Genomic DNA, 23,934 nt, shown 5'->3' on the forward strand with positions numbered 1-23,934 from the left:
TCTCCGGTCTTATGATTTGAAGCTGATGCGCAGGGCATAGGGCATCGCATCCGCGCCGCTTTGCGGCAAGGTGACGATGAGGCCCTTGTCCGTCTGCTGCCATGTCACCGCGCCGGTGCCGAGCAGTTCGATGCGGTCGATGGGGCGGTCGAGATAGGGCGTCTTCGCAAACAGCGTCTTGATGAGGACCGCGCCGTCGGCCGGACGCTCAAGGCCCAGCGCATAGAGATGGCCGTCTTTCGTCGTGAAGCGAATGTCTTCCTTCGTGAAGCTGCTGACATTCTTTTCCGTAAACTGGCCGACCTGACGGACATGGCCGGATTTGGTCGGGCCTTCGCCGAAATAGAGGAAGGGGCGCGTGCCGTAGATCGCCTCTCCATTCACCTTCAGCCATGCGCCCATGCCGCGCAGGACGGTGGCGATTTCTTCGGGGATGGTGCCGTCCGCCTTTGGACCGACATTGAGCAGCAGGTTGCCGTTCTTCGACACGATGTCGATCATGTCGGCGATCAGCGACTTTGGCGTGCGGTAGCTGTCATTCTGGGCATAGCCCCAGCTTTTGATGCTCACCGATGTGTCCGACTGCCATGGCGTGAGCTTGAGCGCATCGCTCTTGCCCCGTTCCAGGTCGAACATGGCGCTGCCTTCGGCGAATTGCGAACCCTTATAGGCGATGATGCCCGGCGCCTTCCACTCTGACGAGCGGTTGTAATAATAGGCCGCCGTGTCGCGCATCAGCGGCTCGAACAATGGCGAGGATGTCCACCAGTCGAAATAGATGAGTTCGGGCTGATATTTGTCGATCAGTTCCGATGTGCGCGCCATCCAGTCGTTCAGAAATTCTTTGTTCGGCGGGCTCCAGTTGTGGAGCAGGTCACTGTCGGGCCAGTTGTCGGGCTTGTCGGCGGGCAGGCCGGTGGGCGCGGCAGGGCCGTAGAGGCCGGCATATTTGGGATCATTGACGTCGGAATCATAAGTGCGGCCCTTATGATACCACCACCAATGTTCGGCGCGGTGCGACGACAGGCCGAAATGCAGGCCGCTCGCACGGGCAGCCTTGGCGATTTCGCCGGTCACGTCGCGCTTCGGACCCATGTCGGCGGAGTCCCACTTCGTGAAGGCAGACTGATACATGGCGAAGCCGTCGCAATGTTCGGCGACCGGCACGACATAACGCGCGCCCGCTTCCTGAAACAGTGTCATCCACGCGGCGGGATCGAACTTCTCCGCCTTGAACTGCGGAATGAAATCCTTGTAGCCGAACTTGTTCTGCGGGCCGTAGGTTTTCAGGTGATGTTCGTAGGCAGCATTGCCGGGCACATACATGTTCCGGCTGTACCATTCATTGGCATAGGCCGGGACGGAATAGACGCCCCAGTGGATGAAGATGCCGAATTTCGCATCCTGAAACCATTCCGGCGTGCGGAAACCGCGCAGCGAATCCCAGTCGGGGCGGAACGGGCCTTCGTTGACGCCCTGCTTCACCTTGGCCAGCTGGGCCTCGACCGGGGCGGCCTTGTAGTCCATCGGCCATGATGATTTTTGGAGTGATTTCTGAGAGGACTGCTGGGCCAGCGCCGGGGCGGTCATAGCGGTAAGCGCGCAGAGCGCGGCGATCAGAGGCTTTTTCACTTGGATGCTCCCCGTTGCAGGACGGCGACGCCTTCGGCCGCCAGGGTGACGGCCTGTTTGCGGCCGCCCTCCAATATGTCGGTCATGGATTCGGGCAGGGTGACGCTGCGCGTTTCCTTGCCATGGTTGATGAGGATGACGATGGAACGACCGTCGCCTTCGCGCGTCATCAGTTCGACATCGGCGGGGACGGCGAAGTCGCGGGCGACGTTCGCGCCGTTCAGCGCACCGTCGATCAGCGTCTTCATCAGCCCCTTGTCGAGCAGCGCGCCGACATAGGTGATGCGGCCCTTGCCCACTTTGCGCGTCAGGGCAGCGGCATGGCCGTCGAGCCAGCCATTCGCCTTGCCATAACGCAGAAGCACCTGCGTATCGGGCGACTTGGCAGTCAGGTCTTCGGCCCAGATCGTCGCCTTGCCGGTGCCGACTTCGACGCTTTCGTCCAGCGCATAATATTGTTCGACCTGACCGCCCAGAAGGTCCGCGAGCGGGCCGGGCTGGCGGCGGGGCTGGAGACGGTCATAAGCGTCGCGCATCCCCGAACGGGGACCGAGTATGAGGTGGCCGCCACTCTTTACGAAGGTGGTCAGCTTTTCCGTCATTTCGGGCGTCAGGATGGCAAGGTTCGGGGCGACGACCAACTTGTAGGTATCGAGCGGCCCGGCGGCCTCCACGATGTCGACGCTGCCCAGCGCATCCTTCAGCGGCGCGTAATAGTCGAGCAGGACGCCGATCTGGTCATAATCCTTATGGTGCGGCTGGAAATCGATGGTCCAGCGGCTGGGATAATCCTGAAGGATGGCGACGGGGGAGACGGGCGCGGTGCCCGCAATGACCGGCGTGGCCTTGGCCATTTCACGGCCGATCTTCGCGACTTCCTCATAGACCGGGAGCGGCTTGCCATCCGGGCCGAGGATGGAGCCGTGCATCGTTTCCTGACCGTTGAGCGCATTGCGCCATTGCCAGTAGAGGATGCCGTCGGCGCCATGGCCGATCGCCTGCCACGCCATTGCCCGCGTTTCGCCGGGATAGAGCATGTTGCTGACCGGCGCCCAGTTCACATAGCCGGGCTGGATTTCCATCACCCAGAAATTCTTGCGCTTCCAGCCACGCACGAGGTCATGGCTGGCCCCGTTGCGATAGGGCAGCAGGTGACCGGTGCCGACATAATTGTCCCATGACGCGAAATCGAGGTCGCGGTTGATGTCGTAGCGGTCGAATTTATTGGCCCAGCCAAGGCCGCCAAGGTTTGTGGTGATGAACTGCGCAGGCAGCGCATGGGCGCGGATGGCGTCGAGCTGATTCTTCTGGAAGGCGACCCACTGGCTGGTAATGTAGCGTTTCTGCTCCAGCATCAGGCCGGGATTGCCCTTTTCCGTGTTGAACGGCACCTGTCCCCAGTCGCTGTAGGTTTGCGACCAATATTGGGTGGTCCATGCGTCGTTGAGCTTGTCCAGCGTGCCGTAGCGCGTTTTCAGCCAGTCGACCCAACCGGCCTTAGCGGCGGGATCATAGCTTTCGTCGGTATATTCATTGCCGATCTGCCAGCCGATGACATTGGGTTCCTTGCCCAATGCCTGCGCCATGCGGCCGACGATGTCGCGGCTTAGCGCGCGATAATGGGGGTCGGAGATGGAGAATTGGCGGCGACCGCCATGGCCGAGGCGCCTGCCATCGCCGTCGATGCGCAGGACTTGCGGATATTTCTGCGTCATCCAAGCGGGCGGCGTATCGGTGGGCGTGCCGATCACGACCTTTATGTCATATTTCGCGGCGAGACGGACGGCGCGGACCAGCCAGCCCATGTCGTAGGCGCCTTCGGTCGGTTCCATCGCGGCCCAGGCGAATTCGCCGATGCGCACGACATTGGCACCATGAGCCTTCATCAGGCGCAGGTCTTCCGCCCACCGTTCTTCCGGCCACTGTTCGGGATACCAGGCCGAGCCAAGATAGAGCGACTTGAACTGTTCCTGCCCATTCTGCGCGGTGGCGCCCGGCGTGGGCGCAGCGGACAGAGGCGCGGACATAAGAAGCGCGGGAGCGATCAGCAGGGCAGCCTTCCACCAGCCATTTTGCCTGCGATTGCGTGCCTTCATGCCCCACTCCATGCGTCGAAACCTCAATTAGTATTATTTTATGACATTTGCTTGCTCATGGCTATTAGTATGAGTAAACCGAGTCAACCGGTTTCGCCGTGCTTCAAACTGTTAGCCGCTATTTCGGCAGCGCGCGCGATCACGCCATGGAAGAAAATCACGGGGAGAGATGGGATGACGCGCGCATTTCTGGTCAGGATGGCAAGCAGCGTGGCGATGGCCGCCATCGGCGCGGTACCGCTGGCCGCGCAACAGTCCGCAACGGCTCCCGACGCCGAACTTTTTCGTGATCCCCCGTCCGACACCCGGCCCCAGACGCTCTATTTCTGGATGAATGGCAATGTGACGCAGGCAGGGATCGACGCCGATCTGGACGCGATCAAGAAAGCCGGCCTGGGCGGCGTACTGGTGTTCGATGGCAGCGATGATGTACCCAAGGGGCCGGTCGATTATCTGAGCCCGCAATGGCTGGGCCTGATGACGCACATGATGGGCAAGGCGGGCGATCTGGGATTGCAGGTCGGCATGCACAATGCGCCGGGCTGGTCGTCCAGCGGTGGCCCCTGGATTTCACCCGAACAGGCGATGCAGCAGATCGTCTGGACCGAAAGCAGCGTCGATGGCGGCAAGCGGGTGCGCATAACGCTGCCCCAGCCCTATACGAAGCTGGACTCTTACAAGGATGCGGCGGTTATCGCCTTTCCGGCGTCGGACGGGGATGAGGGTCATTATCGCGATGCTGTCGCTGCCATGCGGGCGGGCGAGGCGATCGCCCCCGCCACACTGACGGATCGCGATCTGCACAGCAGTGTCGAGATATCGTCCGATATGCCGCTGGTCGTGGAAATGAAGGCACCCTTCACGGCGCAGGCCGCGACGCTCTATGCCGAGAAGGATGTGCCGGGCTTTTCGGCGATGCTGGAAAAGTCGGATGATGGCCAGAACTGGTTGCCGGTCGGCAAGATCAGCATCGCGGTCGAGCGCGGGATCGAGGCGCCGGGGTCGATCAACTTCCCTGCCGTCACCGCTCGCTATTTCCGGATCAAACCCTCGACGAAGGTGAAGCTGGCCGAGGCTTTGCTCTACGCGACGCCGCGCATCGAGGATTGGGATGTGAAGGGTGAGCATGGTTTCCGCATGGGGGCGGTGACCAGGGGGCCGGGCGATGCGCCCTCCCCCGATGCGATCAATCCGGCAAAGGTGATCGACCTGACCGGGAAGGTGGATGTGAAGGGTCAACTCGACTGGGTAGCCCCCAAGGGTCGCTGGACGATCCTGCGCATGGGGCATACGCCGACGAGCAAGATCAACGTCGCCGCATCCGACACCGGCCGCGGGCTGGAGGTCGACAAGCTGAGCATAAGCGCCGTCGATCATCAGTTCGACAGCAGCGTCGCGCGGGTCGTGAAGGCCGCGGGGCCAATGGCGGGCAAGGCCTTCGCCAATCTGGAAATCGACAGTTATGAGGCGGGCCTCCAGAACTGGACGCCGAGCCTGCTGGCGGATTTCGAGAAGCGCAACGGGTACAGCCTGCTGCCCTATCTGCCGACCCTGACCGGACGGATCGTGGGCGATGCGGTCAGGTCGGACAAGGTGCTGTTCGATTTCCGCCGGACGCTGGCCGACCTGATGGCCGACAATTATTATGGACGGATGCAAGGCCATGCCCATCAGGCGGGCCTCAACTTCTACACCGAAGGCTATGGGCCGGGGCCATTCGATGCCCTTCAGGTGAGCGGTCGGGCGCAGGTGCCCATGACCGAATTCTGGACCCGCACCCCATGGACCGACAATCGCACCGTCAAGATGGTGTCGTCGGCCGCCCATGTATACGGCAAGAGCGTGGTCGCGGCGGAAGCCTTTACCGGCGAATCCCAGACGAGCCGCTGGATGGACTATCCCTATTCGATGAAGGCGCTGGGCGACCAGATGTTCGCGCAGGGATTCAACCAGATATTCTTCCATCGCTACGCCCATCAGCCCAATGTGAAGGCGGAGCCGGGCATGGTGATGGGGCCGTGGGGCATCAATCTGGATCGCACCAACACCTGGTTCGGCCAGGCGAAGCCTTGGATGGATTATCTGGCGCGCAGCCAATATATGCTGCGGCAGGGCCATGGCGTCGCGGACATCCTGTTCTTCGTGGGTGAAGACAGTCCCAACCAGTCGGAAAATGTGCGACCCGATGTGTCGGCCGACGCCAATCCCAAGATCGGCCAATATTTCAATCCGCTGATCCCGGCCGGCCACAGCTATGACCTGGTCAATGCAGAAGTCCTGCTGACCCGTGCCAGCGTGAAGGATGGCAAGGTCGTGCTGCCCGACGGCGCAAGCTATGCCATGCTGGCGCTGCCGGACGGGATGACCGGACTGACGGGCAAGCTGGTCGCGCGGCTGCGGACGATGGTGGAGCAAGGCATGGTGCTGCTGGCGCCCCGCCCCACCCGATCGCTGGCCATGGACGATGCGCAGTTCGACAGGGATGTGGCGGCGCTCTGGGGCAACTCAGCCGGGACCGCCGCACGCACGGTCGGCAAGGGCAAGGTTTTTGCCAGCGGCACCATCGCCGACGTGCTGGCGGCGACAGGAACAGCACCGGACGTCCGTTGCGAGACGGCCAGCCCGGATGGCCAGATCACATGGCTGCACCGCCGGGTCAGCGACGGAGACGTCTATTTCCTCGCCAACCGTCAGCGGCGTGCCGAGCGGGTGACATGCACCTTCCGCGTGTCCGACAAGGCGCCGGCGCTGTGGGACGCGGAAACGGGCGCGATCAGTCGTCCGGCGCTGTTCGCCGCCACGGACGAAGGTACCCGTGTCGCCTTCGACCTGTCGCCCGCCGGATCGACCTTCGTCAGCTTCCGCGAGCCGTTAGACGGTGCGAAACCTGTCACATGGGTCGCGAAGGACGGAAAGCCTTTCGCCGATCTGGGGATGGAAACGCCGGCGATGACCGCGCCTTCGGACAGTTTCACCTTGTCGCTCTGGGCCAAGCCCGACCTCGACCTGCGCCTGATGCCGCAGGAGAGCGTGAAGGGCCGGATCAACGAGACGGGGAAAAATTACCTGATAAACGCCCGGTCGGGGCGCGACATCCATGGCGATGGCACGGCGATTGCGGGGCTGGCGGTCGGGCGCAACGGTGCGTTCGTGATCGAACGAGGATCATCCGACGATGTGCCAGCCGTGCTGGTGTCGCACCAGCCGATCGCGGGATGGAGCCACTTCGCGCTGGTCTATGACAAGGGCGTGCCCAGCCTGTATATCAATGGCAAGCTGGCGCGGACCGGCATGAAGAGCGGGCGCACGGTCTTCGCTGGCGGATCGGACCGGCCCGCGCCCAATGGTGCGACCTACTTCTTTGAGGGCAATTTTACCCCACTGGAGACGTGGGCGCAAGCGTTGACGCCGCAGGAGGTTGCCGCCGAAGCGAAGAAGGGACCGCCCGCCCCCCACACCACCGCCAGCCCGGCAGAGATCGCGCGCGGCGCGGACGGGATGCTAACCCTGCGCGCGTGGGAGAGCGGACGCTATACCACCAGCGATGGCAAGGCCGTGACGGCTCAGGTGCCGGCGCCGCGCACCATAAACGGGGCATGGAAGGTCGCGCTGCAACCGGGCCGCGGCGCGCCGGCTGCCATCACCTTGCCGAAGCTGGAGTCGCTCAGCCATCATGACGATCCGGCCGTGCGGCACTTCTCCGGCACCGCCATCTATGAGCGCAGCATCGATGTGCCGGCCGAGACGCTGAAGCAGGGCCTGCGGATCTGGCTGGATCTGGGCCGGGTCGAGGTTCTGTCGGGCGTCAAGGTCAACGGCAAGGATCTGGGCGTCGTGTGGAAGGAGCCCTATCGAGTCGACATTACCGATGCCGTCCATGCCGGCGCCAACCAACTGTCGCTGTCCGTCACCAACCTGTGGGCCAACCGGATGATCGGTGACGCTGCGCTGCCGGAGGAAGGAAAATATATCGACAATGCCGACTGGATGATCGGGGAAAAACCGGGCCCGGACGGCAAGATGACGCCGGTGATGGCGCGCAAGATCGTGGACCTGCCGGACTGGTACAAAAAGGGTGAGGCCAAGCCGGCGGGGGGCCGCGTGACATTCACGCCATGGACCTTCTATCAGGCGGGCGAGCCGCTGCTCGATTCGGGTCTGCTAGGGCCGGTGCGGCTGATGTTCGCGCGGGATATACCGCTGAAATAGCGGCATACTGCTCGCCTACGGCGCGCCCTTGACGACCGGGGGCGCCGGGCGCACCCATGCGTCATGGGAAAATATCTTTCGACGCTCGCGCACCTCATCCTCTCCGCTTCGGCCACGGCGCTCACCACGCCCGCCCTGCTGGCGCAAGGCAATCCAAGCACCCCGACCGGCACGATGGCGAACGAGCAGGTCAAGGATTATGACTGGGTCCGTCCGCAGGCCGACTATGTGCGGCGGACGGTGATGATCCCGATGCGCGACGGGAAGAAGCTCTTCACCGTCATCGTCTATCGCAAGGGCGTGACCGATGCACCGATCCTGCTGAGCCGCACGCCCTATAATGCGGACAAAGCGACCAGCCGCAACCGCAGCCAGAAGATCGAGGAAATCCTGCCCGTCATGGACGCCCCGTTCGTCAATGACGGCTATATTCGTGTCTATCAGGATGTGCGCGGACTGGACGGATCGGAGGGCGATTATGTCATGAACCGGCCGTTGCGCGGGTCGCTCAACCCGACCAAGGTGGACCATGCCACCGATGCCTATGACACGATCGACTGGCTGGTGAAGAATGTGAAGGAGAGCAACGGGAAGGTCGGCATCACCGGCTCTTCCTATTTGGGCTTCACATCGCTGATGGCGCTGATCGACCCGCACCCGGCATTGAAGGCGGCTGTGCCGCAAAGCCCGATGGTCGATGGCTGGATGGGAGATGACTGGTTCCACAATGGCGCCTTCCGTACCTTTGGTTTCGACTATGATCTGGGCCAGACGGTGAAGAAGGGCGGTGGCGCAGTCCCCAAGGGGACGGGCGACGAATATGAAGCCTATCTGGCCGCAGGATCGGCGGCTGACTATGCGCGGGCCTATGGGCTGATGGACCTGCCGGTGGTGCGCAAGGTGCTGGAGCATCCCAGCTATGACGCATGGTGGCAGGGGCAGGCGGTGGACAAGCTGCTGGAGACGCGCAAGCTGACCGTGCCGACCATGCTGGTCGTCGGGCAATGGGACCAGGAGGACAGCTATGGCGCGCCGGCGGTCTATCAGGCGCTGGAGAAGCAGGATGCGAACAACGATATGGTCAGTCTGGCAATCGGTCCATGGCGGCATAGTCAGGTCAATTATGAGGCGCGTGAACTGGGGCCGCTGAAATGGGAGGGTGACACCGGATTGCAGTTCCGTACCCGCTATATGAAGCCGTTCCTGGATTGCCACCTCAAGACGGCCGCGCCGAAATGCGACACGCCGCCGGTGCTGACCTATGCCACCGGGGATAATCGCTGGGATGTGTCGCAGCAATGGCCGGCTGGCAATTACACACCGCTTTATCTGGGCGCAGGGTTCGGCCTGTCATGGACGAAGCCGCAGCAAGGCAGCGACAGCTATGTCTCCGACCCTGCCAAGCCGGTGCCGATGCTGCCGCGCCCGATCCATATGCAGGGCGAGGAATGGCGCACCTGGCTGGTCCACGACCAGCGTTTCGTCGATGGCCGGCCCGATGTGCTGAGCTATACGACGCCGGTGCTGGACAAGCCCGTGCATATCATGGGCGCGCCCAAGGTGGATCTTCGCGCGGCAACCAGCGGGCAGGACAGCGATTTCGTGGTCAAACTGATCGACGTCTATCCGCAGGAAAATTCGGCCGATCCGTCCATGGCCGGCTATCAGCTGGGCATCGGCATAGAGATTTTCCGGGGACGCTATGTCAACGGTTTCGCCACACCGGCGGCGCTGGAACCGGGCAAGACCTACGCGTTCAAATGGTCGCTGCCCAACGTCAATCATGTTTTCCTGCCGGGGCACAAGATCATGGTGCAGGTCCAGTCGAGCCTCTTCCCCCTCTATGACCGCAATCCGCAAAGCTGGGTGCCGTCGATCATGGAGGCCAAGCCGGCCGATTATGTGAAAGCGACCGAGACGATCCACTGGGGCGGCGATGCGGCGAGCGCCATATGGCTGCCGATCGCGCAATAGCTTCATCCCCATAAAAAAGTCCCCGCGGGTGCAGCCGCGGGGACGAGGGGGAGGAAAATCGGTGGGGATCAGAAGGTGACGCGCACGCCGCCCAACACCTGGATATCATCCTGCTCCAGATTGCCGACCAGCGTTTCCCGCCCATAATAGGTGTGGGTCTTGCTGCGTGTCAGGTTGCTGCCTTCGAGCGACAGGGTGACATTCTTGGTCACGTCGAGGTTGATTGATGCGTCCAGCCAGCCATAGGCCTTGCGATAGACGGGCAGGCCCGTGACGACATTGTTGGTGAACAGGCCAGTCAGGAACTTGTCGCGCCAATTATAGGCGAGGCGGGCGGACAGCGGTCCCTTTTCATAGATGGCGCTGACGTTAAAGCTGTGCTTCGACAGATCGGTCAGCGGCGTACTCAGTCCCGCAATCGAGGTGCCGGTCGAGCTGTCCACGAAGGTGTAGTTGGCCTGAACACCAAAGCCGCTGAGCAGCCCCGGCAGGAAGTCGAAGAAGGTCTGGCCGCCGACTTCGACGCCCTTGATCTTGCCCTGATTGCTGTTGGTCGGCGCAGAAATGCTATATTCGATGCCGTCGATATTGCGCAGAACCGTACCGGTCAGGATGAAATTCTGCACATTGCGATAGAAGCCGGCCAGATAGAGTGAGCCGGTGGGCGAGAAATAATATTCGAGGCTGGCGTCCAACTGGTCGGCCTTGAGCGGGCGCAGGTCGGGATTGCCCGAGGAGCCGGTATTCTGGGCCGGTATCAGCGTCAGGGTCGGCGCCAGCTGGCCAAAGCCCGGCCGCGTCAGCACCTGCGATGCGGACAGGCGCAGTTGCAGTTCGTCGCTCAGCTTGAAGCGGATGTTCGCGCTGGGCAGGACGCTCATATAATTGCTGTCCATGTCGATCGGCGTCGGCACGGTCTGCCCGGCGTCGAGGCGGTTGCCCGTCACATTGAGGCCGGTGCGGATGACGCGGACACCGATATTGCCGTCGACCGGGACGCTGCCGAGATCGAAGCCATATTTGGCCATCGCATAGCCGGCCAGCGTGGTTTCGTTGATGCTGTAGATGCCGGGCTGGCTGACGCCGACCTGCGCCGTGATGCCAAGCTGCTGCCGAATGGCATTGAAGCTGTCGATCGAGCGCAGCGCATCAGGGTCGGCAACCAGAAAGTCCTGATTGATGTTGCCGGAACCGCTGAACATGTTGTTGAGCGGATTGGCCATGAACAGGTCGGCATAGGGTCCAGCGTTGAGACGGGCCGCGGCCGTACCCGGCGTCTGGAAGAAGCGGACCGGGGTGAAGTCCATGCCGCGCTTCGCCCAGCGCAGGCCGAAGTTAAGAGACTTCAGGATCGGGCTTTCGATCTCGAAGGACGCATCGCCCTTGATCGCCCACATGTCGCCCTTGAAGTAATTCTCGTTCCGCGTCATCGCGCCGATGGTGTAGCTGGTGATATTGTTGAGATCGATGCCGCTCAGGATCATCGACGGTACGGAGCCGCTGACATTTTGCTGCGCGAGAGGCGCGACGCCAGCGAGGTCGAGTTCCGAATAATAGAGCGTGTTCTTCGATGTCGAGTAGCTAGCGTCAATATTGAAACGGGCCTTATCCGTTTCATAGGTCACGCCACCGGAATATTGGAAATTCTCGTCATAGGTGTCGCGCGCCACGCCGAAGGTGCTGAAGGCGACATTGTTGTAGGAGATGGACTGGATGTCATTGGTGCCGTCGAACAGCGTTGCGCTGCCGGGCACGGCGGTCCGGCCATTGGTCGGAATGTTGAGGCCAAACTGGGTTTGGATCGACCGGAAGTCCTGATAGCTGACCTGACCATAGATTTCGAGTTCCGGCGTCGGCTTCCACTGGACGATGCCGTCGACGCCGATGCGGCGGCGATTACCCTTGATCGCGGGCTGGTAGGAGCCGTTGGGCGCGTTCACCGTCTGGCCGGCAATGATGTCGCTGCGACCATTGGGCGCGCCGACATTGATGATGTCGGTGGCGAAAGCACGTTCCTGATAGGCGGCGCTGACGAGGATACCGAATTCACCGGCGTTCGTGTCCCAGCTGTTGCTGACAAGAACGGAGGCCATCGGCTTTACCTCATCGGCAAGATCCGAATAGCGGCCCCGCGCACTGGCGCTGAAGACGAAGCCTTTCTTGTCGAGCGGCTTGCGGGTCCGCAGGTCGATAACACCGCCGATACCGCCTTCGATCAGGTCGGCCGAGGGGGTCTTGTAGACGTCGATGCCCGACAGAAGTTCGGACGGGACATCCTGAAGGTTGAAGGAGCGACCGCCGCCAGCGGTGAAGACTTCACGGCCGTTCATGGTGGTCAGCACCTGCGACAGGCCGCGAATGGCGACGCCGCCGCCCTCACCGCGATCACGGCTGACCTGAATGCCGGACACCCGCTGCAACGCTTCGGCGACGTTGATGTCGGGCAGCTTGCCGATATCCTCAGCGACGATAGAGTCGACGATCTTGTCGGAGTTACGCTTGATGTTCTGGGCCGACTGAAGGCTGGCGCGGATACCGGTAACGACGATGTCCGCCGTGTCGGCATTCGCCGCATTCTGGGCATAGGCCATGGACGGCACGAAGCCGACGACGGCACAGACGGCTGCCCCTGCCAGCATGTGGTGAACGAAACGCATAACCCCTCTCCTGATATGGATACTTATATGGCTATCGTTATATAATACTATTATATGAGTTCAAGTCATTTGTTGGAGTAATGCGAAAAGGGCGAATTCGCACGATTTCAACGGGCAATTCTGACCAGATAAGAAGTCGCAGCAGGCGTTCCGACAGGAATCTCCCAGCCGTTTTCCAACATCCGCGCCCTGATATCCGGCCCGTTGGGCTTGCCTGCGCCATCCAGCGGAGTCGCCGTCACGGCCAGCGCGCCATCCAGATCCCTGAGCGTCAGCCAACCCCTGACCGGTTCGATCCATGTCGGCGCGGTTCCCCAGATGTCGAGCATGGCATGCCGATCATTCCAAGCCTGCCCGCTGTTACCAGCCTTGGCCGTCGCCGTAAGGAGCATCCTGTCCGCCGTCCGCAAGGGCTTTCCGTCGAGCGCCGACAGCGTGATAGCGGCAAAGTCATTGCCGATATCAGCGGACAAATGGGTGGTTGCGGTCCCGGCCGCACGGGCGAAACCGACCAGCGCCTGGCTGCACGGCGTATCAACGCTGATTACCCCGCCTTGTGGTTCAACGCGCCAACTGAGCTCCCCCGTGTCCGACAGGATCGGATTGGCGAGCGGCATGGAAGGTGCAGGCACTGACGCACAATCGAGGCAGCCGGCACGTGAGCCATGGACCAAGGGCAGCGTCATGGGGAAACCCGGCGTGAAATAGGGCTGTAGCGCACGCGGCATGCGCGCAGCTTCATCTATCTGATCGGTCGAGTAGTTGCGCTGTACCACGGTCCGCGCCGGCGCCACATCGCCCCGCAGGAACAGCATGGCACCGACCGGCAATTGCGCGATCTTCACCGGATCCTGCGTGATATCGAAATGATCGCCGATCACCGGCGTCGCCTTGTCCAGCAGTTTCGCTTCAAATGTGTAGAAGAAGATGCCATCCCAATCCTGCAAGGCCGCGTAGGCGGCGAGGGTCGGAATCATTTCCGCACCATAGTCCGATGGATAGGGATGGTTGACCTCGCTGACAGTAAAGGCCCTGCCGGTCATGGCGGTTCGGGCGAGCTTGACCGGGATCGACAGATCCGGCCGGTTGACCATTGGATCGCTGCGATGGCCGTAAATGGCGGGATGTTGCCAATAGACATGACTGTCCATGACATCGAATTTGGCCGATGAGCGCATCATCGGCTGACCGGCGATGAAATAGGTATGATCGGCGGTCGGCATGATGATCGACTTGACGCCGACCTCCTCGCGCAGGAAGCGCGCCATATCCTGCTGAAAGTCGATTTCGACGCTGGTCAGAAATTCTATTTCGGCGCGGAACCGCTCCTTGGGCGCATCGCGGAAATCGCCGCGCCGCAGGAAGGGGATGGCCGGCCCCGGCCCTATCCCTGCCAGCGTCCGCAGATGCACGAGTTCGGCCGGTTTGCGATTCTGCGCGAGCCAGTCATTATAGCGGTCCGTCAGAATGCGGGCATAATGGGGCGTCAGATCGAGTTGCAGATTGGCGCCGCCTGGCGCCCGTTCTCCGCGCAACCAGCCCCGCTGCCAAAATTCCAGCAACGAGTTTTCATTGACGATTTCCACGATCGCCACCGCCGGATCGTCGGCATAGCGCATTCCTGTATAAGGATTACGCAGGCCGAGCAGCCTGCGCGCATATTCCTTTTGTAGAGCGACAAGTTCTGGCCCGAAATAGGTTACGCCCTTGGCAACGCCAATCAGGTCATGGTCCGGCACACCGTCGCCTGCTTTCCAGGTGCGGCCGACATTGAGGTTGAAATCGACATAAATGCCGCGCTGCTTGAACTGGGCGAAGAGATAATGGAGTCGGTCGACCTGATCGGGATCGAAATGCCGGCTATCGTCATAGCGGCTGTCGATCAGGCCCGATGGCGTGTGGGTGATGGGTGGCACCGTGCCCTTGCCGCCATCGCCGTCGATCACGCGTTGGTCCTTGCGCATATCGAGGAAATGCAGGCGGACGCAATTTACACCGAGCCGAGCCAGGGATTCGGCATAGATTTCTGCTTCCCGGTGCGGCGGCAACAAGGCCGACCCCAGTTCCCAGCCAGTGATGTTGACACCCCAGCATTTGAAGCGCTGACCGTTGGGGAAGCGAAAATGACCGTCCTTGACTGAGAGGAAGCCATATTTTCCTGCCGGCCCGTCCAGCAGGAAACGCATGTCGATCAACGAATTGGTGCGTCCGGGATGGTCGACAACATAGGGCACCGCATCTGAAGGAAGGGCTGGCCGATCGGGCGGTGCGGCGAGGGCACTGCCGGCCATCAACGAAGCGATCATAACGGCAGCAAAATAATTGCTTTTCATGGCCCCTCTTTCCTTTTCGATAATTAGTAATATGATATTATATAGATGAAACAGGTCAAGATACGCATCGAACAATCGGACGGCCAAACGGGGCCAGGCGGCGGGAGCCGGCAGGGGGAGTGGATGACGGGAAATCCGGCGGCATTGCTGGCCAGCCTGCGCAGGATCGTCGGCACCCGCCATGTCCTGACTCACGAACGGCAGACCCGCCGGTTCCGTTTCGGCTATCGGTTCGGATCTGGGCAGGTCGCCGCCGTCGTGCGGCCGGGGACGCTGGTCGAACAATGGCACGTGCTGAATGCCTGCGTCGATGCCGGCACCGCCATCATCATGCAGGCGGCCAATACCGGGCTGACCGGCGGATCGACCCCCCATGGCGACGCCTATGACCGGCCTGTCGTGATCATCAGCACGACACGGATAAAGACCATCCACCTGATCGACGGCGGGCGGCAGGTCATCTGCCTGCCCGGCGCAACCCTGCATGCGCTGGAGCGGCGACTGCGGCCTCTGGGCCGCGAGCCGCACAGCGTGATCGGATCATCCTGCCTGGGCGCCAGCGTCATGGGTGGTGTTTGCAACAATAGCGGCGGATCACTGGTGCGGCGCGGCCCGGCCTATACCGAATTGGCGCTCTATGCCCGGCTGGACGATTATGGGCGCCTGTCCCTCGTCAACCATCTGGGCGTGGCGCTGGGTGATGATCCCGAAACTCTGCTGGATCGACTGGATCGCGGTGCCTTCACCGATGCAGATGTACGGCATGAAGCCGGGCGTCACGCATCCGACCAGGATTATGCCGCACATGTGCGCGACATCGACGCCGTTACGCCCGCCCGCTTCAATGCCGATCCGCGCAAGCTGCATGAGGCGTCAGGCAGTGCCGGGAAGCTCGCGCTGTTCGCCGTCAGGCTCGACAGTTTCGCGAAAGAGGAAGGCAGCGGCGTCTTCTATATCGGTACCAACGATGCCGATCTGCTGGCAACGCTGCGCCGCGACATGCTGCGCGACTTTGGCGGCCTGCCGATCGCGGCAGAATATGTGCATCGCACGGCATTCGACATCGCGGCGCGCTACGGCAAGGATTTGTTTCTGGCAGTGCGCTTGCTGGGGACGGACCGGCTGCCCGCCCTGTTCGCGTTCAAGGCGCGGGTAGACGGCTGGCTGGAAGCGCTAGGCATAGGACGTAAGGGGCTGACCGATCGCTGGCTCAACCGCCTCGCCCAATTCTTTCCGCAGCACTTGCCCGCGCGGATGCGGGCTTGGCGCGACCAGTACGAACATCATCTGATGCTGCGCATGGCAGCGGAGGACATGCCGGCGATGCGGGCTTACCTGCGACGCAGCTTCGGCGACCGGGATGGTGATTATTTCGAATGTTCGGCGGAAGAAGCGGACAAGGCCTTCTTGCACCGCTTTGCCGTGGCTGGCGCCGCCGTGCGCTATCGTGAAGTGCATCGCGACAGGGTGGAGGATATCATCGCGCTGGACATCGCTCTGCCCCGCAACGCACGCGCCTGGACCGAGACACTACCCCCCGCGATCGAGGCGGCGACCATTGCCAAACTCTATTATGGCCATTTCTTCTGCCACGTCTTTCACCAGGATTATATCGTGTGGAAGGGTACTGACATTCATAGCTTTGAAACAGAATTGCTCCGCCTGCTGGACGGACGGGGTGCGGAATATCCGGCCGAGCATAATGTCGGCCATCTCTATCCCGCCAAACCCGCTCTGGCCGCTTTCTATCGCACGCTCGACCCATCCAACCGGATGAACCCCGGTATCGGACAGATGTCGATGCGGTCGGATTATGAGAACGGACCCAAAGTTTGATCTGTACGATCTGGTTTATGCTGCCGGATTAGCCTAACAGCGGAATGACCGTATTGGGGTGCTACGGTCAGGGTGAAGGACATCTTTTGGCAAAACAGCAGACATCCGGCTTCGAAGCCTATCTGAAACCGACTTCGTCCACCCATGACCAGGTCGCCAAGACATTGGGTGCCGAAATCTTGGCGGGCACCTATCCGCCGGGCACAAAATTGCCATCGGAACAGGAGATTATCGACCGGTTCGGCATTTCCCGCACGGTGCTCCGTGAGGTGTTCAAGACGTTGACCGCCAAGGGGATGATCGTGTCCAAGACACGGGTCGGCACCAGCGTACGCGACCAGCACTATTGGAATTTTTTCGACGCCGAAGTGCTGGCCTGGCGGGTCAGTCTGGGCATGGACAGCGATTTCCGGCGCGGGATTGCGGAAGCCCGCGTCGCAGTGGAATCGCGCGCGGCCGAACTGGCTGCACATCGCGCGACAGCCGAGGATATTGCGCTGCTGCGCGCGGCGGTGGCGGGGATGCGCGATGCCGTCGGATCACGCCAGAAATTCGCAGAGGCGGACCTGGCCTTTCATCAGGCGATCGGGGCGGCGTCGGGCAATTTCCTGCTCAACGCCTTTTCCACGGTGACCCAGGTGGCGCTGGTCGCCTCTTTCCTGATGCTGCCACTGGAGGAGGACGACATGCACGAGGAAACCGTGCTGCGGCATGAGCGTGTGGTCGACGCGATCGAGGCCGGCGCCGCCGACGAAGCAGGCCGGTTGATGGGCGAGATCATCGATTTCGGCGCGATCAAGGTATCGCGGAGCCTGTCGCGTACCCAGCAGGGGTAAGAGATACGCAGCCCGTTGCACAATATCGGGCTGCGATCATTTCACACCTTGACCAGGCGCACGGCCAGCCATGGCTTACCCGGCAGTTTCACCGTCGGCCGGGCGGGATCGTGAAAATCATAGTCGCTATGGCGCTGCATTTGGAAGACACCATCCACCGGCGTGACGGTCATGTTCCATGTGTCGATGATGTCCAGCCGATAAGCATTCATCGGCTGATCCTTCTTGCCCGGCAGTACCACCGGCCACTCCATCGGCTGGTCCGATCCGAAATAATGGAGATAATATTCGAACTCCTTTCCGGCGATTGAATAATTCCACCAGGTCTGGATCGGTTCGATGCCGGGCGCGGGGCCTTCTTCCATGATCTTGCGCAGGAAGGCCAGGCGTAGCGGGCTACTGCCCTGAAGCCGGCCGCCCTGCCCCAGCCATGAATAGTCCGCATTCTGGTTCGGATCGATGGTTTCGCTATGGCCGACATAGGTGCCGCCGATCAGGCCCCACCAGAAACGTTCAACCAGTTGCTCACCGGTCAGATTGCCCCAGCGCAGTTTCGAATTGCCCTCATAGCAGACCTCGTCGAATATCACCGGCTTGAGGCCGAAGCTGCGGTGCAGTTGTGCGCGGACGTCGTCCAGCACGGCGGCCCCATTCTGGATGCTGCTGTGCGTGATCCAGGGCTTGCGATTGTCATAATAGACGGTGATCTGATGGATAGACCGCAGCCGGTCATGCGGGTCTTCGGCCTGCACCAGTTGCAGCAGATGGTCCCAGTCGGCCATCGTCTTGGTCTTCACATCATCATATTCGTTCGCCATCGACCACCAGAGATTGCGATAGGCGCCGAAGCGGGCGATGCAGTAGCGGACATAGCGCTCGTCATCGGCGCGCTGCATATCGTTATAGCCCCGCTTTTCGTCATAGGGGTGATAGAGGATGACGTCTGCCTCGATCCCCAGTGCGCCGAGTTTCTGGATGCGATCTTCGAACCGGCGAAAATAGGCCGGGTCCAACTGCGTCGCGTCCCAGTCCCTGGGGCCGGGACCGGTCCGCACGAAGGGATTGATGGCGACCGATTCCACATTGGGGAAGACCAGCATGCGCATCTTGTTGAACGGGGCGCTCTTCAGCGTGGCCAGCGTTTCGGCGCATTTGGTTTCGCTTTGCAGTGCCCAGCTGTAGCAGGTGGTGCCGATCTGGCGAAACGGCGTGCCGTCGGCATAGGCGAAATGATAGCCGCCGGAAACGCGGACGGGGCCGTGATTGCCCTTTGCCGGCGCGATACAGTTGAAGCTGCCGCTGTTGCCGTTCAGCGCCGGCGCATTGCTACTACTCTTCCATTGCCAAATCCCAAGGTCAGGCGGGCTGAAGCGAATGCGGTAGACTCCATCGCCGTCGTAGAAGCCGGACACTTTGAAGGTCCGGCCACCGCTGGAAAAACTGGCCGAGAGAGTCACATCGTCGAAAGGATTGCCGTTCGCTGGGCCGTCAAAGCGCAGTTCGAAGACACCCCAGCGCTCCGTCTTCGTCGTGGCCGCGCGCGCAGCCAATGGGCCGCTTATGGCCGCCGCCATGGTCATCGCCCCTGTCAGTATATTTCGTCGCGAAACCGTCACTGCCATCCTCTCCTTTGCCGATTTCCGCCGAAAAATCCCGATCAGGACTGGCGATCATAATAATAGTATTATATGAGCAAATATGTCATACAAATGTAAGGCCATCAAGGCCTTATGAGGGGAGGAATTCATGTCCGCAACGACAGCCGTCGACGCCGGTCCCGCCGATCCGCAGCCGGACGATGCGTGGAAGAATAGCATTCTGGCGGGCCTTGCCAACTATATCGATGCCGGGTCAATCGTGGCCGGCTCCGCGGCGCTGGCGCTCTGGGTCGAGACATACAGACTCAGCAACGATCTGGTCGGGATAATCGGTGCCTTCGGCCCCAATGCGATCTCGGCCGGTGTCGGCGCCTTCATCGGCGGACGGCTGTGCGATCTGTTCGGGCGCAAGAAGATCTACCAGTATGATATGCTGTTCTATGCGTTCGGCATGTTATGGCTGATCTTCGCCATGAACGCTTGGATGATCGTTGTCGGCTTCTTCCTCGTGGGTCTGGCGGTGGGCGCAGACATTCCCGCATCCTGGTCCCTGATCGCGGAAATGGCGCCCAAGGGTGCGCGCGGCAAGCATAGCGGCGTGGCGCAGGTGCTCTGGTATCTGGGACCGGTCGTGGTGTTGCTAATGTTCCTGGCGCTGACGCCGCTGGGCCTGCTGGGCGCGCGGATCGTGTTCGCGCACCTTGCCATATTGGCGGTGGCGCTGACCTTCCTGCGGTCGAAGATGCAGGAATCGCAGCGTTGGCTGGATGCACAGGCAAGCGATGCCGCGCGAAGTCAGCCCAAAGTTGGCCTGCGCGACCTGTTCACGCGCCAGCATATCCGTTCCATGGCGTTTCTGGCGGGCATGTATGTGTTCTGGAACCTGTGGGCCGGCACCAACGGCTTTTTCTTCCCCTATATCCTGCGCACGGTGGGCAATCAGAGCCAGGCCATGTCGGTTGCCATTCAAGCGGGCAGTTTTCTGATCGGGATGGCGTCGATCTGGCTGGTCTTCATGCGCTGGTCCGATCGGGTGAACCAGCGGACGATGTTCCTGATATCCGCGATCATTCAGGTCATCGGCATGGCGCTGCTGGCACTGCTGCCGCTGACCTTGCCGGTAGCGATCGTTCATGTTTTCCTGATGGCGTTCGGTCAGGGGTTCGGCGCCCAATGCTTCTTCCAGCTGTGGAGTTCGGAGATGTTCCCGACCCTGCTGCGCAGCACCGCTCAGGGCGTAATGTTCGCGATCGTGCGCATATTGCTGGGCATATGGAGCTTCTTCGTGCCGGTATTGACCGCCACGGGCTTTACCAACCTGGCCTGGATCCTCACCGGATTCCTGGTGGTGAGCGGCATCATCGGCTTCTGGGGGGCGCCGCGCAACGAGGGCAAGTCGCTGGAGGAACTGGAAGCCAGCCTGAGTTGAGGCACATCGACCAAACATAGGGGACATGACACTGCCGGTCAGCTGATGCTGGCCGGCAGTGTCATATCGCCCATAAGCCTAGGGGCGTTTCGCGCTGTGTGATCATCGATATGCAGGCAAAGGTACCAAGGGCCGCAATCCTGTCGCCTGATCAGCTTCGGAGCTGGACCGGCCGAACCTCAGAACCGTCTTCGTAACCAGAGCATAAAAAAGGGCGGCGCCATCGGCACCGCCCTTTTACATTTCTCGATAGCGGATCAGAATTTGGCGCGCACGCCGGTGTAGAAGCGGCGGCCAAGGACATCGTAGGTGCCGTTCACATTGCCCGGCAGCCCGCCCCAGATCGGCGGACGCTTCACGTCGAGCATGTTCTTCGCGCCGATATAGAATTCGAAATTGGCGATCGATGTGAAGCGGACCTGCATGTCGGTGTAGATTTTTGACTTCACCCGGAAATATTTCTCATCCGGCACCGATCCGTCGGCGAGGCGATAGAGGGTCTGGAAATTCTCATAGTCCAGAACCTGCGGCCCCATATATTCGTTGTTGATGGTGATGCCGAAATCATCATTGGCCCAGTTTAGGCCGAGGTTTACCGAATCCCGCGGCGTGCCGATTTCGCCCATCGTATTGTCATAGGCATCGCCGGTCAGCGCACGAAAGCCGTTCTTGAGCAGATGCGTCCAGGCCGCCGATACACTGGCCCGGCCACCCAGCATTTCGTGGCTGTAGTTGAGCGTGAAGTCGAGACCACGCGAGAAGGAGCCACCGCTGTTGATAAGGCCGCGCACCACCTGTTCGACCGAACCGATGCTGTAAGCGCCCGAGGCAACGGTGCGCCGGGTCACGAACTGGCAAAAGTCGGATTGCCCTTCCCGATAACATTTGTTGAGCACGGTTGCGGCGGGCACGCGACTGATCGCGTCTTCCAACTTGATATCGAAAAAGTCGGCCGTCAGGGTCAGGTTGCGCAAGGCATTGATCGACTTGGGATTGATGACCACGCCCAGCGTCAAAGTCTTGCCCGTTTCCTCGCGGATATCGGGATTGGCTGCCGTCACACCGCCGACGCCCGACAGGTCTGCCTGGGTCAGGGTGAAGGATCCGTTCTGCTGGATATTGGCCAGAATGCCCGGCACCGCACGGCAATTGTCGGCGATCGAACCGGTCGTCGTCAGGGTGATGCCCTGGCAAGGGTCGGTGATGGTGACGATGCCGGCCGCCGGCGCCGCAAACAATTCGCCGATATTGGGCGCGCGCACGGCATGGGCATAGACGGCACGGAAGCGGATATCCTCGACCGGGGCCCATTCAACGCCTGCATTCCAGGCGTAGAAGGTGCCGACCGTCGAATAATCCGACATTCGTGCGGCACCGCGCAGTGTCAGGTTATGGAAGAACGGCGTGTCCGACAGGATCGGCACGACCAGTTCGCCATAGGCTTCCTTGACGTTGAAGCCGCCGGCCGTATCGGTCAACTGAACATAGCCGTTGCGCGCCGCGTTAGTCAGCGGATCGAAGATGTCGCGGCTTTCTTCCTTGCGATATTCGGCGCCGACCGCGACCTGCACCGGTCCACCGGGCAGGTTGAACAGTGTGCCGGTCAGGTTGGCGGCAGCAACATGCATGGTCTGCTTGGAATCGCGTTGCAGGCTGACCTGGAGATAATCGACCATCTCCTGCGTGAGCTTGCCCTGGCCATAGACGTTGATCGGGACGCAGCCGCGCGCCCGCGCATCGGCATTGGCGCAGACGGCATCGGTCGTGCTGCCATCCCGGTCGAAGTCGTAAATGTCGGTGATGACCTGCAAGCCCTCGGCCAGATTATAGAGGTTGGCGAGGCCCGACATCGACTGCTTCTGCTTGGTGAAGCCATATTGGTAATAAGCGTCGAATTTCCAGCTGCTGCCCAAGTCCACCGTTGTGCCAAGGACTGCGCGGAAATTGTCGCGCTCGGTGGGGATGGTGCGGGTGCCGGGCGCGAAGGCAGTCGCGCGGATCAGGAAGCTCAGATCCTTGAGGCCGTCACCGGTGCGGTCGGTCGCCGCATCCAGCACAGCCTGCGGCACGAAGGGATTGTTGACCAGCATGGTTTCGCCATTGCCGCCGGGCACCAGAACGCGGGACTGAATGGGATAGAAGCCGTTGGTACCAGTGAAAGCACCCAACGCGCCGTCGGTGCGCATCGGCGACGCTTCCATCCGTCCCTTGGTCACGACATTGGAATAGGTGACTTCGGAAAAGACATTGACGCGATCGCTGACGTCAAAGTTGAAACGACCGGCAAAGGTCATGCGTTCCGATGGCGAGGCGAGCAGACCCCACTCCGCCCGGTTCCAGCCATCCGTCGCCGCATTATAGGCGCGGAAGCTGCCATCGGCGTCGATCACGCGATTGGTCTGTGATCCGATTACGAACACACCGCCGGGGCCGACATTGGAGGGGTTGTAGAAGGACGTGAAGATGTTCTGCGCCGCTGTCAGGTTAGAATCGCTGTTTCCCGCGACCCGCTGAATGGTGCCGAGGCTGGTATAGTCGTTGCGGGAGAAGCTGCGGCCGCGCGCATCGACCGCCCCTTCATTCACATAGCCGCCATAGATCATGAAATTGCCGCGACCGTCGGCAAAATTATGGCCGTAGGTGGCGTTGAGGGCCATCTGACGGTCGTCGCCACGCTCCGAAATGCCGGCCTGCGCGTTGAGCAGCAGCCCTTCGAACTTCTTCTTGTAGATGAAGTTCACGACACCGGCGACGGCGTCCGATCCGTAGACGGCGGATGCGCCGCCGGTCAGCACATCAACGCGCTCGACAAAGGGCGTCGGGATCATGGACAGGTCAACCTGCGCCGTGCCGGGCACACCCGCGACGGAGCGGCGCCCGTCGATCAAGACGAGCGTGCGATCCGCACCCAGATTGCGCAGGTTCACCGTCGCCAGGCCCGGATTGGTCGTGTTAGCGGTGGTGGTGCGGCTGAAACCGGGCAGGCCGATCGCCGGATTCTGCTGCAAGGCGTCCTGCACGTTGATGATGCCGTTATTTTGCAGCGTTTCCGACGTCACGACCTGTAGCGGGCTGGGCGATGTCAGAGCGGGCGATGCGATGCGGCTGCCGGTAACGACGATATCGGCGGTGCTGGCGCCACTATCCTGCGCCTCCTGCGGTGCGATCTGGGCGTGAGCGGGCGTTGCCAGCAATGCGACGATGCCGGAACCGCCCAGCCACAGCGTGCGCAGCATCTGGCTGCGCCGACGACAGATATGATGAACCTTCATGGTCAATCCCCTCCTATGATAATGAAACCGCTGATTATTTATCGTTGGCGGTAGTCCGTATC

The 23,934-nt window shown here is 61.4% G+C and carries 12 protein-coding genes; 5 read left to right on the forward strand and 7 right to left on the reverse strand.

Annotation, left to right across the window (positions count from 1 at the left end; genetic code table 11):
- Positions 1-9 precede the first annotated feature (9 nt).
- The 3 genes from RQH62_RS21285 to RQH62_RS21295 form a co-directional block, all read right to left on the reverse strand.
- The gene (locus tag RQH62_RS21285; protein WP_311270653.1) at positions 10-1,632 is read right to left on the reverse strand and encodes an alpha-L-fucosidase; all 1,623 of its coding nucleotides are present in this window, start codon (positions 1,630-1,632) and stop codon (positions 10-12) included.
- Positions 1,629-3,728, reverse strand: coding sequence for a beta-galactosidase (locus RQH62_RS21290; RefSeq protein ID WP_311270654.1), 2,100 nt, complete (start codon positions 3,726-3,728; stop codon positions 1,629-1,631). Before RQH62_RS21290 ends, RQH62_RS21285 begins: the two co-directional genes overlap by 4 nt.
- A gap of 83 nt (positions 3,729-3,811) precedes the next feature.
- Positions 3,812-3,955 carry a hypothetical protein gene (locus tag RQH62_RS21295; protein WP_311270655.1) on the reverse strand — a complete coding sequence of 48 codons (144 nt, stop codon included), beginning with the start codon at positions 3,953-3,955 and terminating at the stop codon, positions 3,812-3,814.
- On the opposite strand from RQH62_RS21295, the gene RQH62_RS21300 reads away from it, so the two are divergent.
- Together RQH62_RS21300 and RQH62_RS21305 are read left to right on the forward strand one after the other, a co-directional pair.
- On the forward strand, positions 3,945-7,937 hold the full coding sequence (locus tag RQH62_RS21300; RefSeq protein WP_311270656.1) for a glycosyl hydrolase: 3,993 nt from the start codon (positions 3,945-3,947) through the stop codon (positions 7,935-7,937). The genes RQH62_RS21295 and RQH62_RS21300 overlap by 11 nt on opposite strands.
- Positions 7,938-8,000: 63 nt before the next feature.
- Complete coding sequence (locus tag RQH62_RS21305) at positions 8,001-9,911, forward strand: CocE/NonD family hydrolase (protein WP_405053579.1); 1,911 nt, start codon at positions 8,001-8,003, stop codon at positions 9,909-9,911.
- A gap of 68 nt (positions 9,912-9,979) precedes the next feature.
- Here RQH62_RS21305 and RQH62_RS21310 read toward each other — a convergent pair whose 3' ends face one another.
- Both RQH62_RS21310 and RQH62_RS21315 read right to left on the reverse strand, forming a co-directional pair.
- Positions 9,980-12,568 carry a TonB-dependent receptor gene (locus tag RQH62_RS21310; protein WP_311270657.1) on the reverse strand — a complete coding sequence of 863 codons (2,589 nt, stop codon included), beginning with the start codon at positions 12,566-12,568 and terminating at the stop codon, positions 9,980-9,982.
- A gap of 107 nt (positions 12,569-12,675) precedes the next feature.
- On the reverse strand, positions 12,676-14,901 hold the full coding sequence (locus tag RQH62_RS21315) for a hypothetical protein (protein ID WP_311270658.1): 2,226 nt from the start codon (positions 14,899-14,901) through the stop codon (positions 12,676-12,678).
- A 123-nt stretch (positions 14,902-15,024) separates the two neighbouring features.
- On the opposite strand from RQH62_RS21315, the gene dld reads away from it, so the two are divergent.
- Positions 15,025-16,737: a D-lactate dehydrogenase gene (gene dld / locus RQH62_RS21320; protein WP_311270659.1), complete on the forward strand. Its 1,713-nt coding sequence runs from the start codon at positions 15,025-15,027 to the stop codon at positions 16,735-16,737.
- Between the two features lie 86 nt (positions 16,738-16,823).
- On the forward strand, positions 16,824-17,573 hold the full coding sequence (locus RQH62_RS21325; RefSeq protein ID WP_311270660.1) for a FadR/GntR family transcriptional regulator: 750 nt from the start codon (positions 16,824-16,826) through the stop codon (positions 17,571-17,573).
- A gap of 41 nt (positions 17,574-17,614) precedes the next feature.
- Here RQH62_RS21325 and RQH62_RS21330 read toward each other — a convergent pair whose 3' ends face one another.
- Positions 17,615-19,147 carry a DUF5060 domain-containing protein gene (locus RQH62_RS21330; protein WP_311270661.1) on the reverse strand — a complete coding sequence of 511 codons (1,533 nt, stop codon included), beginning with the start codon at positions 19,145-19,147 and terminating at the stop codon, positions 17,615-17,617.
- A gap of 172 nt (positions 19,148-19,319) precedes the next feature.
- On the opposite strand from RQH62_RS21330, the gene RQH62_RS21335 reads away from it, so the two are divergent.
- Positions 19,320-20,600, forward strand: coding sequence for an MFS transporter (locus tag RQH62_RS21335; RefSeq protein ID WP_311270662.1), 1,281 nt, complete (start codon positions 19,320-19,322; stop codon positions 20,598-20,600).
- 257 nt (positions 20,601-20,857) lie between these two features.
- Here the strand turns inward: RQH62_RS21335 and RQH62_RS21340 are convergent, their stop codons facing one another.
- Positions 20,858-23,872, reverse strand: a complete 3,015-nt coding sequence (locus RQH62_RS21340; protein WP_311270663.1) for a TonB-dependent receptor domain-containing protein — start codon at positions 23,870-23,872, stop codon at positions 20,858-20,860.
- Positions 23,873-23,934: the final 62 nt, after the last annotated feature.

This window comes from Sphingobium sp. WCS2017Hpa-17 (genome assembly GCF_031843765.1).
Lineage (GTDB): Bacteria > Pseudomonadota > Alphaproteobacteria > Sphingomonadales > Sphingomonadaceae > Sphingobium.